The organism is Glutamicibacter sp. HZAU, assembly GCF_004100365.1.
Lineage (GTDB): Bacteria > Actinomycetota > Actinomycetes > Actinomycetales > Micrococcaceae > Glutamicibacter > Glutamicibacter nicotianae.
Genome location: NZ_SCKZ01000011.1, coordinates 49,581 through 62,763, shown reverse-complemented (window position 1 = coordinate 62,763; position 13,183 = coordinate 49,581). Strand labels below are relative to the sequence as shown.

13 protein-coding genes and 1 rRNA gene are annotated in these 13,183 nt (G+C 61.3%); 8 read left to right on the top strand and 6 right to left on the bottom strand.

Annotation, left to right across the window (positions count from 1 at the left end; all coding sequences use genetic code 11):
- Nucleotides 1–252 precede the first annotated feature (252 nt).
- The 7 genes from rrf to EKH49_RS15180 all read left to right on the top strand — a co-directional run bounded on the left by rrf (nucleotide 253) and on the right by EKH49_RS15180 (nucleotide 8,132).
- Nucleotides 253–369, top strand: a 5S ribosomal RNA gene (rrf, locus tag EKH49_RS15205).
- A 168-nt stretch (nucleotides 370–537) separates the two neighbouring features.
- The gene (locus EKH49_RS15200; RefSeq protein WP_128471511.1) at nucleotides 538–2,511 is read left to right on the top strand and encodes a M13 family metallopeptidase; all 1,974 of its coding nucleotides are present in this window, start codon (nucleotides 538–540) and stop codon (nucleotides 2,509–2,511) included.
- A gap of 138 nt (nucleotides 2,512–2,649) precedes the next feature.
- Nucleotides 2,650–4,164 (top strand): lysine--tRNA ligase, encoded by a 1,515-nt coding sequence (lysS, locus tag EKH49_RS15195; protein WP_128471510.1) that lies wholly within the window; start codon nucleotides 2,650–2,652, stop codon nucleotides 4,162–4,164.
- A gap of 2 nt (nucleotides 4,165–4,166) precedes the next feature.
- The gene (locus tag EKH49_RS16745) at nucleotides 4,167–4,334 is read left to right on the top strand and encodes a hypothetical protein (RefSeq protein WP_162989142.1); all 168 of its coding nucleotides are present in this window, start codon (nucleotides 4,167–4,169) and stop codon (nucleotides 4,332–4,334) included.
- Nucleotides 4,335–4,471: 137 nt separating this feature from the next.
- Nucleotides 4,472–4,792 carry a histone-like nucleoid-structuring protein Lsr2 gene (locus EKH49_RS15190; protein ID WP_038993581.1) on the top strand — a complete coding sequence of 107 codons (321 nt, stop codon included), beginning with the start codon at nucleotides 4,472–4,474 and terminating at the stop codon, nucleotides 4,790–4,792.
- A 268-nt stretch (nucleotides 4,793–5,060) separates the two neighbouring features.
- Nucleotides 5,061–7,574 (top strand): ATP-dependent Clp protease ATP-binding subunit, encoded by a 2,514-nt coding sequence (locus tag EKH49_RS15185; protein ID WP_128471509.1) that lies wholly within the window; start codon nucleotides 5,061–5,063, stop codon nucleotides 7,572–7,574.
- 90 nt (nucleotides 7,575–7,664) lie between these two features.
- Entirely contained in the window at nucleotides 7,665–8,132 is a 468-nt protein-coding gene (locus EKH49_RS15180) for a hypothetical protein (RefSeq protein ID WP_128471508.1), read from the top strand.
- A gap of 32 nt (nucleotides 8,133–8,164) precedes the next feature.
- Here the strand turns inward: EKH49_RS15180 and EKH49_RS15175 are convergent, their stop codons facing one another.
- The 4 genes from EKH49_RS15175 to EKH49_RS15160 are packed head-to-tail and all read right to left on the bottom strand — an operon-like array spanning nucleotide 8,165 to nucleotide 10,698.
- The gene (locus tag EKH49_RS15175; protein ID WP_066144536.1) at nucleotides 8,165–8,611 is read right to left on the bottom strand and encodes an iron chaperone; all 447 of its coding nucleotides are present in this window, start codon (nucleotides 8,609–8,611) and stop codon (nucleotides 8,165–8,167) included.
- An 11-nt stretch (nucleotides 8,612–8,622) separates the two neighbouring features.
- Nucleotides 8,623–9,030, bottom strand: coding sequence for a VOC family protein (locus EKH49_RS15170; protein ID WP_128471507.1), 408 nt, complete (start codon nucleotides 9,028–9,030; stop codon nucleotides 8,623–8,625).
- Nucleotides 9,031–9,078: 48 nt separating this feature from the next.
- On the bottom strand, nucleotides 9,079–9,423 hold the full coding sequence (locus EKH49_RS15165) for a helix-turn-helix domain-containing protein (protein WP_052254094.1): 345 nt from the start codon (nucleotides 9,421–9,423) through the stop codon (nucleotides 9,079–9,081).
- A 57-nt stretch (nucleotides 9,424–9,480) separates the two neighbouring features.
- On the bottom strand, nucleotides 9,481–10,698 hold the full coding sequence (locus EKH49_RS15160; RefSeq protein ID WP_201739628.1) for an MFS transporter: 1,218 nt from the start codon (nucleotides 10,696–10,698) through the stop codon (nucleotides 9,481–9,483).
- A 127-nt stretch (nucleotides 10,699–10,825) separates the two neighbouring features.
- Between EKH49_RS15160 and EKH49_RS15155 the strand changes: the two genes are divergently transcribed.
- Nucleotides 10,826–11,335, top strand: a complete 510-nt coding sequence (locus EKH49_RS15155) for an amino-acid N-acetyltransferase (protein ID WP_128471506.1) — start codon at nucleotides 10,826–10,828, stop codon at nucleotides 11,333–11,335.
- Nucleotides 11,336–11,340: 5 nt separating this feature from the next.
- On the opposite strand, the gene EKH49_RS15150 is transcribed toward EKH49_RS15155, so the two are convergent.
- Both EKH49_RS15150 and EKH49_RS15145 read right to left on the bottom strand, forming a co-directional pair.
- Nucleotides 11,341–12,141: a DUF1206 domain-containing protein gene (locus EKH49_RS15150; protein ID WP_038993590.1), complete on the bottom strand. Its 801-nt coding sequence runs from the start codon at nucleotides 12,139–12,141 to the stop codon at nucleotides 11,341–11,343.
- Nucleotides 12,142–12,205: 64 nt separating this feature from the next.
- The gene (locus tag EKH49_RS15145) at nucleotides 12,206–13,114 is read right to left on the bottom strand and encodes an A/G-specific adenine glycosylase (protein ID WP_128471505.1); all 909 of its coding nucleotides are present in this window, start codon (nucleotides 13,112–13,114) and stop codon (nucleotides 12,206–12,208) included.
- Nucleotides 13,115–13,183 lie beyond the last annotated feature (69 nt).

The following is a 13,183-nucleotide window of genomic DNA, read 5'->3' as shown; positions in this document are numbered from 1 at the left end:
AGACCACTGGGTTGATAGGCAGGATGTGGAAGCAAGGACTGAAGACTTGTGCAGCTGACCTGTACTAATAGGCCGATGGCTTACAACACACAATAAAACAATGATTGAACTGATATTTTTCAATGCTGTTCGCGTTCACTATGCGGTTACGAGACAACAACCTCTAACCAACAAATACGGATGAGTTACAAGACTTTGTAGCACCGGAAAACACTGACCAGGAAATATTTGGTTTGTGTGCTTCGTGATTGTTACGGCGGTCATAGCGTGGGGGAAACGCCCGGTCCCATACCGAACCCGGAAGCTAAGGCCCATTGCGCCGATGGTACTGCACTCGTGAGGGTGTGGGAGAGTAGGTCACCGCCGGACTTAACCTAAGTGGGTTTGAGGCTCTAACCAGTGATGGTTGGAGCCTCACCTGTTTAACCAGAGTATTTAAGCCGTGCGCGCATCGGCATCCCTCGCTCTTCTTATCTTCATGGAAGTGGATAAGGTGTGTAGTAGACATAACAAGATCTTCTACGCGAGGGGCTTTCCTTGACCACCGAGACCACGAGTCCACTGACATACCGCGACGATTCAATTCGTCCCCAGGACGATCTCTACCGCCATAGCAATGGCAAGTGGTTCGAGACAGCCACCATTCCAGGAGATCAGGGAATCTACGGTTCCTTCATGGAGCTTCGCGACCAGGCCGAAGCCGCCGTTCATGGAATCATTACCGAAGCTGTTCAGAAGGTTGCTTCCGGTGCAGAAACGGACGATGCTACCCGCCGCATTGCCCACCTCTACAGCTCGTTTATGAATGAAGCCGTGATCGAAGAACGTGGTGCTGCTCCGGTAGCTGTCTTCCTGAACACCATTGCGGATATCCAGAGCACCGAGCAGCTGCTCGAGGTTTGCGGTTTCTTCCAGCGCAAGGGCATCAGCGGCTTCATGGATGTCGGCGCGATGAACGATGCCGGCAATCCTGATCGGAACCTGCTGACCTTCCTGCAAGGTGGTCTGGGCCTGCCTGACGAGTCCTACTACCGCGAAGAGCAGTTCGCTGAAACCGTAGCCGACTACCAAGAGCACCTCGGCCGGCTGCTGGGTCTTGGCAGCATTGCCGGCGCTGAAGCAGCCGCAGCCAGCGTCGTGGAGCTCGAGAAGGCGATCGCCTCTCACCACTGGGACCGGGTCAAGGTCCGCGACGCCCAGGCACGCTACAACCTGCTGTCCGGAGAAGAGCTCGCCACGCTGTTCCCAGGGGTGACCACCTGGCTGGCGGGAGCCGGTATCGAGCAGAAGTACTACAACGAGGTTGTCGTGTGGCAGCCAAGCTACCTTCAAGGGCTGGCGGGTCTGATCGACTCCCAGCCGTTGGATGCCTGGAAGAACTGGCTGCGGATACAGGTCCTGCGCTCGTTCGCACCCTACCTGTCCAGCGCCTTCGTCAACGAGAACTTCTCCTTCTATTCCGCAAAGCTCGGTGGCGTAGAGCAGCTCAAGGAACGCTGGAAGCGCGGTGTCGCATTCACCGAGGGTGCAGTAGGCGAAGACATCGGCCAGCTGTACGTGGCTGAGCACTTCCCTGCAGAGGCCAAGGACGCCATGGACGCGCTGGTCCAGCGGCTCATCGAGGCTTACCGCATCTCGATCAGCGAACTGTCCTGGATGGGCCCGGAGACCATCGAAAAGGCACTGGATAAGCTTTCCAAGTTCCGTCCGAAGATCGGCTACCCGAACCAATGGATCGACTACTCTGCCATCCAGGCTGATGAACTGGACGTCATCGCGAATATTGCCTCGGCGAACGAATTCGAGTTCGCTCGTGAACTGAAGAAGATCGATGACGGGGTGGATCGCGAACTGTGGTTCATGTTCCCCCAGACGGTGAACGCCTACTACCACCCGCTGCTGAACGAAATCGCGTTCCCGGCTGCCATCCTGCGCCCGCCATTCTTCGACGTGAACCGCGACATCGCCTCGAACTTCGGCGGCATCGGCGCGGTCATCGGCCACGAAATCGGCCACGGCTTCGATGACCAAGGCTCGCAGTTCGATGGCACTGGCCAGCTGACCAATTGGTGGACCGATGAGGACCGGGCTTCCTTCGAGAAGCTGACCGCCAAGCTGGTGGACCAGTACAACGCGCTGTCCCCTTCAGAAGCCCCGGAACACAACGTCAACGGTGCACTGACCTTGGGCGAGAACATCGGCGACCTCGGTGGATTGGGCATTGCCTACAAGGCCTACAAGCTCGAGCTGGCGGCCCGCGGCATCCAGGAAGATGAAGTGATCGACGGTATCACCGGCGACCAGCGCTTCTTCTACTCCTGGGCCGAATGCTGGCGCACGCTGATCCGTCCGGAAACCGCGGTGGTGCGCGTGACCACGGACCCTCACGCACCCGGCGAATTCCGTTGCAACCAGGTGCCGAAGAACCTGGATTCCTTCCACGAGGCCTTCGGCACCAAGCCGGGCGATGGTATGTGGCTGGATCCGGCCGACCGCGTGGAAATCTGGTAAACCGCATCACCTAATGGATGGGGCAGGGGCAAAGCAGGCTTTGCCGCTGCCCCATCCTGCGTTGCGGGCCAAGATCACTGTGTAAGGCTGATCATGAAGGGCTTCAACTGCGCGCCATGACACGTAGAATGGACTATTGTGACTTCCGAAAATAATTCCGCACCGGCCCCAAATCCAAACGACCAGCGACAGGTGCGCACCGATAAGCGCAACCAGCTGCTGGCCAAGGGCGAGGAAGCCTACCCGGTAGGCATTGCCCGCACCCACTCGTTGCAGGAAATCCGCGACAAGTACGAGCACCTCGAAGCCGGCGAGGAGACCGAAGACGTCGTCGGCGTCGTCGGACGCATCGTCTTCATGCGCAACACCGGCAAGCTGTGCTTCGCCACCTTGCAGGAGGGCGGCCAGAAGGGCGAAGGAGTTCGCCTGCAGGTCATGCTCTCGCTGGCCAACGTCGGCGAAGAGCGCCTGGCGCAGTGGAAGTCGCTCGTCGATTTGGGCGACCACGTATTCGTGACCGGCAAGGTCATCTCCTCGCGCCGCGGCGAGCTGTCCATCATGGCCGATGCCTGGGAGATGGCTTCCAAGGCCCTGCGCCCGCTGCCGGTGCTGCACGCCGATCTGAACGAAGAGACCCGCGTGCGCCAGCGCTACGCCGACTTGATCGTGCGCGACGAAGCCCGCGAGATGGTCTACAAGCGTGCCGCGATCATCCGCGCCGTGCGCAATACCCTGGAGAACCGCGGCTACGTCGAGGTTGAGACTCCGATGCTGCAGCTGGTTCACGGCGGCGCATCGGCCCGCCCGTTCAAGACCCACCTGAACGCGTTCGACCAGGAAATGACCCTGCGCATCGCCACCGAGCTGTACCTCAAGCGCTGCGTCGTCGGCGGCGTCGACCGCGTCTTCGAGGTGGGACGCATCTTCCGCAACGAGGGCGTCGACTCGACCCACTCGCCGGAATTCACCACCCTGGAATCCTACGAAGCCTATGCCGACCAGTACGTCATGGCCGACCGCATCAAGGAAATCATTCTCAATGCAGCTGACGCCATCGGCGCTGGCCGCACCATCGAAACCCCCAAGGGCACTGTCAACCTGGACGGCGAATGGCGCTGGGTCAGCGTCTACCCGGGTTTGTCCGAGGCTGTCGGCGTCGAGATCACCCCGGAAACGGACGCATCGGTGCTGCGCGAGATCGCTGCCAAGCACGACGTGAAGATCGACCCGGCCTGGGGAGCTCAGAAGCTGGTCATCGAGCTGTTCGGCGAAATCGTCGAGCCGACCTTGATCGACCCGACCTTCGTGTGCGACTACCCGCCCCTGGCACAGCCGCTGGCGCGTCCGCACCGCTCGAAGCCGGGCGTTATCGAAGCATGGGACCTGATCATCGGCGGCATGGAGCGCGGCACCGCATTCTCCGAGCTGATCGACCCGGTAATCCAGCGCGAGCGCCTGACCGAGCAGTCCCTGATGGCTGCCGGCGGAGACCCAGAGGCAATGCAGCTTGATGAAGACTTCCTGCGTGCCCTGGAATACGGTGCACCGCCAATGGGCGGCATCGGTTTGGGCATCGACCGTTTGGTTATGCTTTTCACCAACGTCGGTATTCGTGAAACTATTCTGTTCCCACTGCTAAAGCCGGAGGCATAAGAATGCCATATATTGAGGCGATCGTCCCGACAATCTGCCTGGCGCTGCTTTTCTGGTACGTGATGAAAGCTATTACAAACGCGGATCGAAAAGAACGCCAAGCTGAAGCTGAAGCTGATGCGCTAATTCAAAATGGCTCGGATTCAAATAATCCAGTAAACGAGAATTAGTCGTTCCTGATAGAACCTTGTGAATTCTGATGATAATTAGAATTTAGCGTGCCTATTTGTATATGCTTGTTGTTTGAAATGGACTGATGGCTGAATGCCGATCTGTCCAGTACATTCAAGCTCGGAGGAACCCCTAAATGGCACGTCAGGTTCAAATTGCCCTGATCGACGATATTGATGGTAGCGAGGCAACTGAATCAATCGCATTCAGCGTCGCTGGTCAGCATTTTGAAATCGACCTGAACGACGAGCACGCTGCTCAGTTCCATGCAGCCATCGAGCCGTACATCGAAGCGGCTCGTTCGTCGAAGCAGACTGCAGCGAGCGAAGCTCCAGCAATCCGCGCATGGGCGAAGGAAAACAACATTAAGGTCAACGCACGCGGACGCCTTAATGCAGAGGTTGTAGACGCCTACAACGCTGCTATGCGAAAGGGTGGTCGAGGCCGCGCGAAGTAATTCGCGAGGTTTCGCACAAGTCTCAAATATGAGCCGGCACGCAATGCGTGCCGGCTCATATTCTTATAACGATGTTCGTTATTCACGATGCATTTTCATTGAAGATCGCAATATTGGTGAACCAAGTAATTCTCATTATTAATTGCATGCCTATTACTGATTCGCAGTAAAGGGGAGCCGTTTCGGTTATCCCTGTGGCGAACAAGGGAGCATTGCGGGCGCATGGTGCGTAGCATCGAGTTATTGGTAAGCAAGGAGTGTGCCGAAGATGTTTGAGAGATTTACCGACCGTGCCCGCCGAGTTGTCGTGCTCGCCCAAGAAGAGGCGCGCATGCTCAACCACAACTACATCGGCACCGAGCACCTGTTGCTCGGTCTAATCCACGAAGGCGATGGCGTCGCCGCAAAGGCGCTCGAGTCGCTGAACATTTCGCTGGGTGCCGTTCGTGAGCAGGTTCAGGAGATTATCGGCAAGGGCCAGCAGGCGCCTTCCGGTCATATCCCGTTCACTCCTCGCGCCAAGAAGGTCTTGGAGCTCTCGCTGCGCGAAGCGCTGCAGCTGGGACACAACTACATTGGTACCGAGCACATCCTGCTCGGCCTGATCCGCGAGGGCGAGGGCGTCGCAGCCCAGGTTCTGGTGAAGCTTGGCGCCGACCTCGGTCGCGTGCGCCAGCAGGTCATCCAGCTGCTCTCGGGCTACCAGGGCGGCAAGGAGACCGCGTCCGCTGGCGTCAGCTCGGGTGGACAGCAGGAAGGTACCCCTGCAGGCTCGGCAGTGCTCGACCAGTTCGGCCGCAACCTGACCGCAGCCGCCCGCGAAGGCAAGCTCGACCCGGTGATCGGCCGCGAGCATGAGATGGAACGCGTCATGCAGGTCCTCTCGCGCCGCACCAAGAACAACCCGGTACTCATCGGCGAGCCCGGCGTCGGCAAGACCGCCGTAGTCGAGGGCCTGGCCCAGGCCATCGTGCGCGGCGACGTGCCGGAAACCATCAAGGACAAGCAGCTGTACACCCTGGACCTCGGTTCGCTGGTGGCCGGCTCCCGCTATCGCGGCGACTTCGAGGAACGCTTGAAGAAGGTCCTGAAGGAAATCCGCACCCGTGGCGACATCATCCTGTTCATCGACGAGATCCACACCCTGGTCGGCGCCGGTGCCGCCGAAGGCGCCATCGATGCCGCGTCGATCCTCAAGCCGATGCTGGCCCGTGGCGAACTGCAGACCATCGGTGCCACCACCTTGGACGAGTACCGCAAGAACATCGAGAAGGACGCCGCGCTCGAGCGCCGCTTCCAGCCGATCCAGGTCAAGGAACCGTCCGTCGAGCTGACCACGCAGATTCTTCGCGGCCTGCGCGATCGCTACGAGGCGCACCACCGAGTGACCATCACCGATGGCGCGCTGCAGGCTGCCGCCCAGCTGGCCCACCGCTACATTTCCGATCGCTTCCTGCCGGACAAGGCAGTTGACCTGATCGACGAGGCCGGCGCACGCCTGCGCATCCAGCGCATGACCGCGCCACCGGCACTGAAGGAAATGGACGAGGAAATCGCCACCGTGCGCCTGGAGAAGGAAGCCGCGATTGACGCGCAGGACTTCGAAGGCGCAGCCTCGCTGCGCGATAAGGAATCCAAGCTGATCGAGGCCCGCAACGAGAAGGAGAAGTCCTGGCGCAATGGCGACATGGACGAAATCTCCGAGGTGACCGAGGACCTCATTGCCGAGGTGCTTGCCAACTCTACCGGCATCCCGGTAGTGAAGCTGACCGAGGAAGAGTCCACGCGCCTGCTCAACATGGAAGAAGAGCTGCACAAGCGCGTTATCGGCCAGGATTCGGCCATCAAGGCCATCTCGCAGGCGATCCGCCGCACCCGTGCCGGCCTGAAGGACCCGAACCGCCCAGGCGGCTCGTTCATCTTCGCCGGCCCGACCGGCGTGGGCAAGACCGAGCTGGCCAAGGCGCTGGCGGAGTTCCTCTTCGGCGAGGAAGACGCGCTGATCACCCTGGACATGTCCGAATACTCGGAGAAGCACACCGTTTCCCGCCTGTTCGGTGCCCCTCCAGGCTATGTCGGCTACGAAGAGGGCGGTCAGCTGACCGAAAAGGTCCGCCGCCGTCCGTTCTCCGTGGTGCTCTTCGACGAGGTGGAGAAGGCCCACGCGGACCTGTTCAACTCGCTGCTGCAGATCCTGGAAGACGGCCGCCTGACCGACTCCCAGGGCCGTGTGGTGGACTTCAAGAACACCATCATCATCATGACCACGAACCTCGGTACCCGTGACATCTCCAAGGGTGTGATGACCGGCTTCCAGTCGGCCGCGGATACCAAGACCGGTTATGAGCGGATGCAGGCCAAGGTCCAGGAAGAACTGCGCCAGCATTTCCGCCCTGAGTTCCTGAACCGTGTTGACGACACCGTGGTCTTCCCGCAGCTGAACCAGGAGGAGATCGAGGAGATCGTCGACCTGTTCATCGCCCGCCTGGCCAAGCGCCTGAAGGAACGCGATATCACTATCGAGCTCACCCAGGCTGCCCGCAGCCTGCTGGCCCAGCGCGGCTACGATCCTGCAATGGGTGCCCGTCCGCTGCGCCGCACCATCCAGCGCGATATCGAGGACCAGCTCTCCGAGCGCATCCTCTTCAGCCAGATTGTGTCCGGCCAGAAAGTCACCGTCGATGTCGAAGGCGAAGGCGAGAGCCGCAAGTTCGTCTTCCACGCCGAAGGCGGCACCGGCCAGCTGGAAGGCGAGCCGGCACCGGCAGCCCTGGAAAGCTGAGCAGCTAGCGTCATCGCCAATAGCCGTGGAACTGGGAAATCCAGTTCCACGGCTATTGGCTTTAATCCGCCCATGTCGTAGGCTCAACACATGAAGATGCGAAGCGAAGGGCAGCAGATGATTGCCGCATCCTGCCTCGCCGTCATGGCCTATTTGGCCCTGTACCTTTTCCTGCGGCCCGAGCTTCCTGAACAGCTGGTGCGCCACGCAGGAGCCGATGGCGCCGGATACAGCCCGACATGGCTGGTGGTGCTCGTAATCGGCGCTGCGGCCACGCTCAGCATTGCCATCGGCATCATCGCCTACCGGGACTTCACCTCACTGGGGCACTGGAACCCCGGACCGAAATCCATTGTGGTCTGCTTCGTGGCAGCTGGCTTCGGAATCCTCGGGCTCGGCGCAGCCATGCTGTTCACCGTCTTGGGGCAAGACGCCGCCCAGCTGGGATCCTTGCCTGTCGGCATGGGGCTGATTGGGCTGCTCGGGGTTTTCGCGCTGTCTGCCGGGCTGCTTGCCCGGGCCTTGCCCCGGGCAGAACAAGAGTCCCTCGACGCCTGAGAGGCGATCGAGGGCCGCCTTGCCAGTCGGACTTAGCGGCCTACCGCCTTGGCGACCAGCGCGGCAAGCTTTTCCTCCAGCTGCTCATCAAGCGCGGTAATGGCGAATGACGTGGGCCAGAGCGTGCCCTCATCGAGCTGCGCGACATCGTTGAACCCGAAGGTCAGATAGCGGGTGCCGAATTTCTTGGCATCCTGCATGAAGCACAAGATCTTGCCGTCCAGGGCGTAGGCGGGCATGCCGTACCAGGTTTTCGGTTCCAGTCCAGGAGCCGTGGAGGTGACGATCCGGTGCAGCTTCTCGGCGAGAACCTTGTCGTTCCCCTCGAAGGAAGCAATCTTCTCTTCAACTTCCCTGCGCGCCTGCTCGGCCTTCTCGGCCTTGGTCATGCGCTTCTTCGGAGCTCGCACCTCGGCTGCGCGCTCTTTCATCGCGGCCTTCTCAGCGGCCGAAAAACCCTCTTGTTCCGTACTGCTCATGCTTCGGCTCCCTATGCTGATTGGTTGATGCGGACCATATTTCCCGAAGGATCGCGGAATGCGCAATCGCGCGGACCCCACGGCTGGTCCATCGGCTCTGACAGGACTTCAGCACCCGAGGCGCTCACGGTTTCGAAGACCTGGTCCAGGTCGGCCGTGGAAAGCACCAGCGGACCGATGGTTCCCTTGGCTACCAGCTCGGCCAGGGTCTGCGCATCGGCGTCGGAGCGGCCGGCGCCCGGAGCCGAAAGCACCAAGCTGGTGCCGGTGCCATCGGAGCCCGCAAGCGAGACCCAGCGGAAGCCGCCGTTGGCGACATCTGAAATTACCGTGAAGCCCAGCGCATCGCGGTAGAACGCGAGCGCCTCATCTACATCGAGCACGGTCAACGGGACATGATTGATTGAAATATTTGCCATGGCTCCAGCCTAGGCAGTGCCGCGCAGCGCGCGCTTCTTCAAAACTGCTCAGAATCTCTCGGGACGCAAAAGGATCTTGGCAATGCAGGCAGGGATCTGCTCCGTGGCCGAATGATCCCGTTCCCGGTAGGCGGACGGGGTTTCCCCCACCACTTCGGTGAAGCGTGTGCTGAAGGAACCCAGCGAAGTCCAGCCCACTTGCATGCAGGCATCAGTGACCGAGACTGACGCGCGCAGCAGATGCATGGCACGCTCAATGCGGCGGGTAAGCAAATAGGAATGCGGCGTCTCGCCATAGGCCCGCTTGAACTCCCTGGAAAAGTGCGCAGGAGACATGGACGCCCGCTGGGCCAATGCCGGCACATCCAAAGGCTCGGCATAGTTCCGATCCATCAGGTCCTTGGCACGGCGCAAATGCGCCAGTGTCTTCAGCGCTTCGGCATCCACTGGCTAACCTCGATTCCTGGCCCGCAGCACCAGGATTGCACCGAGCGCAGTCGAGCACAGGTAGATCCCGATGACCGCGATCCAGCCCGCGGTGAATCCACCGGCCGATCCCACCAGCAGGCCCATGGCCAGCGGCCCGACGGTGAATCCGCCGAACTGGCCTGCCGAGACGATTCCGCTGGCGCTGCCCAAGCGGCTTGCCGGGATCGCACGCAACAGGCCCGCCATGAGCACCACCGAAACTCCCAGGGCCGAGGCACCATGCAGGACAACCGCCAGCCAGAGCAGCGCCACCGAATGCATTTGCTGGGCCAGAAGGAAGCTGGCTCCGCCCGCAGTGGCCAGCGATGCCAGCAGCAGCAGGAGCTTGGGCGCTGAAACCCCGCGGGCCATCATCTGCCCCCAGCCGACGCGGGCACTGACCCCAATGACTCCGGCCACCGCAGCGGTCAGGCCGCCGGCCACCAAGGAGAAATCCAGTTCGCGGACCGCAAAGAGCGCCAGATAGACATTGGTTGCCTGCACTCCGACGCCGTTGATGAAACCGAACAGGGCCAGCGCGAAAATGACGAACTTCGTCGAGGGGGCTGCCGCGGCGATCGGCTTGTCCGCATCCGTCTTCGGCTTTTTCGGTGCAGGCACGCTGAGCATTGGGGTGGTGCGGACAACTCGTACGGCGATGAGCGCGAGCACTGCGGCGAGTACCGCGCCAGCCAGCGACGCGCCATGCCAGCCGATGAACGCCGCCAGCAACGGGAACCCCACGCTGCCTACGAGCTGTGAAACCTGCACGCCTGACTGCTTGATGCCGGTCCACGTAATGCGCTGGGCGCTGGGAACCCGCTGGGCAAGAATGCGGTTGGTGACGCCGTTGGGGAATGACTGGGCCAAACCGGCAAGCCCGGATGCCACCAGCAGCAGCACATAGCCGGCTGGGATGGCCGCCAGGCCCAGCGCAACCGCGGTGGTGCCGAAAATCAGCAGCATCAGCCTGGTATCCGGTTGCCTGTCCGAGAACTTCCCGAAGACGGCGTTGCCCAGTGCGGCGCAGCCAAAGCAGGCCGTCGCCAGCAGGCCGAACTGGGATTCGGTGATTCCCAAATCCCTGATGACCAGGTCGCTGGTGGCGCTCAACCCGTAATTAAGCAGGGGAGCGATGCCCACTGCGGAGAGCAGGATGGCAAGCAACCCGAATCCGGGGCGTGCTGTTCTAGCTGTCATCCTCATCCTTGCTCCCGGGGCTTCAATGTTCCCGCTTATTGTGGCAGTTCTGCGTGCAGGATGTTCCTTCCATGACATATCCAGCGACTTCTTCGATTCTGCAAACTGGGAGGCATAGGATCTAAACGTGAACTCTTTTACCGTCCGCTCAGCCAAAACCAGTGATGTCAACGCGATCCGCAATCTTGTGCGTCCGCTGGCCGAGGAACGAATCCTGCTGGATAAGGAAGCGGTCACCTACTACGAGTCCATCCAGGAATTCCTGGTAGCCGAGGATCCGGAGGGCAGCGTTGTCGGCTGCGGCGGGCTGCACGTCATCTGGGAAGACATCGCCGAAATCCGCACCCTCGCCACCTCCGATACGGTTCGCGGCATGGGGGTCGGGCACCTTTTGCTGGGAGAACTGCTCAAACGCGCCAAGGCTGTCGGGGTGTCGCGTGTTTTCTGCCTGACCTTCGAAGTTGCATTCTTCGAACGCCAAGGCTTCAAGGTGATGGCTGACCAGAGCGCCGTGGATCCCGCGGTGTACCAGGAGATCCTGCTCTCCCGGGATGAAGGCGTCGCTGAATTCTTGGACCTTGCACGGGTGAAGCCGAATACCCTGGGCAATACCCGCATGATCATTACGCTGGACTGATATTCCTACTCCATCCGGTCATAGCGGGCGCGGAACATCAGGAAGACCGCGTAGCAAACCAGGCCAGCACCGATGGCAATCAAGGCAACGGGCCCGAAGGGCTGGTCCTGGATGGCCTTCAACGCGCCATCGATGCCGCTGGCCTCTTCCGGGTCGCGCTGCACCGTGGCCACGATGAACAACAGGCCAACTGCACCCAGGACTGCGCCCTTGGCCGGGTAGCCGAGCATGCCTGAGAACTTCACCGCGCGGGAAACCTCCTTGTTTCCAGAACCCCGCAGATCCTCCAGGAACTTCTTGGCGGCTCCCTTGTAGATGTAGTAGCCGGCCATGACCAGCATGCCGAGGCCGATGGCGATCAGCAAGGCTCGGCCAAGGCCTGTCTGCATCAGTTCGCCGCTGAAGCTGCTGGCGGTCTTTCCCGAATCGCTGGGATTCCCCGCGGCGAATCGTCCAAAGGTGAATCCGACGGCCAAGAACGATATCGAAGTAGCCGCGGACTTGAGCCTTTCCTTCAGCTTCTTCTCGGGCAAGAAGGCCTGCGCCATGGACCACAGGCCCAGCAGCAGGGCGCCGATTGCGCAGATCCACAGCAGAACCATGCCGAAGGGCTGGTTTGCCAGTGCGCCCATGGCTCCGCCCTGGTCGGCTTCCGCCTTGCGGCCGGCGGCGACAACAACTGCAAGGACTCCCAGGGTCGCATGGAGAATCCCGTTGGCGACGAATCCCAAGCGGGCGGCGCCCTCGAACCATGGATGCTCGGCTACGTGGCGAACCGTGCCGGCAGGGTCAACTGAAGCGTTCATGGGCTAAGCATAGGTACGCGCTGGCAGATAAAGCCAGCAGGCACCCGCGTGTTCTTTGCCGGTCTCAGGAAGGCAGGCGGATGCCGTTATCCTCGGCGATCGCCAGGCCATCTTTCAGCAGCCCGGCCAGCGCGCGTTCACGCTGGTCCAGCGGAGACTGCAACCGTGCAAGTGCCACATATCCTGCGTGCGATTCCTGGGCCAGATCGGCCAGGAAAGACTGCTGCGGCACAGCCTCCTCATGTTCGCGCAGAATCGCCATGATGGCCCCGCGGACCTGGCGATCGGTACCCTTCCAAGCCTGGCCTTTCGGGGTGTAGTGCGGTGCCGGCTGCCCGCCGGCAACCCATGCGCACTGCTCGAACACCGGGCATTGCCCGCACTTCGGGCTGCGTGCAGTGCATACCAGCGCGCCGAGCTCCATCACGGAGACATTCCACAGATTCGCCGTCCGGTCATCTTCGGGCTGGACCTCCCTGGCCCGGGCGAACTCGCTGGCCCGCGGGCTTGGTTCGGGCAACGCCATGCCGCCAAAGAGCCGGGCATGCACACGGCGGATATTCGTGTCCACGACGACGGTGCGCTCGCCGAAGGCGAAGCAGGCAATGGCGGCTGCGGTGTAGTCGCCGATGCCGGGCAAGGCCAACAGCTGCGCTTCGGTGCGCGGGACCTCGCCGTTGTATTCGGTGGTGATCTCCACGGCGGCGGCATGCAAGCGCTGCGCGCGCCGCGGATAGCCAAGCCGCCCCCATGCTTTCAACGCCTCGGACAGCGGTTCCGCGGCCAGATCCTGCGGCCGCGGCCAGCGGCGCATCCATTCCTCCCACACCGGCAGGACACGAACCACGGGGGTCTGCTGGAGCATGAACTCGCTGACCATGACTTCCCATCCGCTCACGCCAGGACGGCGCCAAGGCAGGTCGCGGGCGTTCTCTAGGTACCAGTCGTTGATGGTGGTGTGGATTTGCTGCACCCCACCACTCTAGGCCAGCGCACGGAAGACCCGGAATCCGAGGGGAACGCGATGCACCCCGGATCCTAC

Bases quoted from the DNA above. Each gene is read 5' to 3' on its own strand.
- EKH49_RS15180 (WP_128471508.1), top strand. From the start codon at position 7,665: ATGAAGATGCGAAGCGAAGGGCAGCAGATGATTGCCGCATCCTGCCTC.
- EKH49_RS16745 (WP_162989142.1), top strand. From the start codon at position 4,167: ATGCCATATATTGAGGCGATCGTCCCGACAATCTGCCTGGCGCTGCTT.
- EKH49_RS15160 (WP_201739628.1), bottom strand. From the start codon at position 10,698: ATGACAGCTAGAACAGCACGCCCCGGATTCGGGTTGCTTGCCATCCTG.
- EKH49_RS15185 (WP_128471509.1), top strand. From the start codon at position 5,061: ATGTTTGAGAGATTTACCGACCGTGCCCGCCGAGTTGTCGTGCTCGCC.
- EKH49_RS15165 (WP_052254094.1), bottom strand. From the start codon at position 9,423: ATGGATCGGAACTATGCCGAGCCTTTGGATGTGCCGGCATTGGCCCAG.
- EKH49_RS15190 (WP_038993581.1), top strand. From the start codon at position 4,472: ATGGCACGTCAGGTTCAAATTGCCCTGATCGACGATATTGATGGTAGC.
- EKH49_RS15175 (WP_066144536.1), bottom strand. From the start codon at position 8,611: ATGAGCAGTACGGAACAAGAGGGTTTTTCGGCCGCTGAGAAGGCCGCG.
- EKH49_RS15150 (WP_038993590.1), bottom strand. From the start codon at position 12,141: ATGAACGCTTCAGTTGACCCTGCCGGCACGGTTCGCCACGTAGCCGAG.
- EKH49_RS15170 (WP_128471507.1), bottom strand. From the start codon at position 9,030: ATGGCAAATATTTCAATCAATCATGTCCCGTTGACCGTGCTCGATGTA.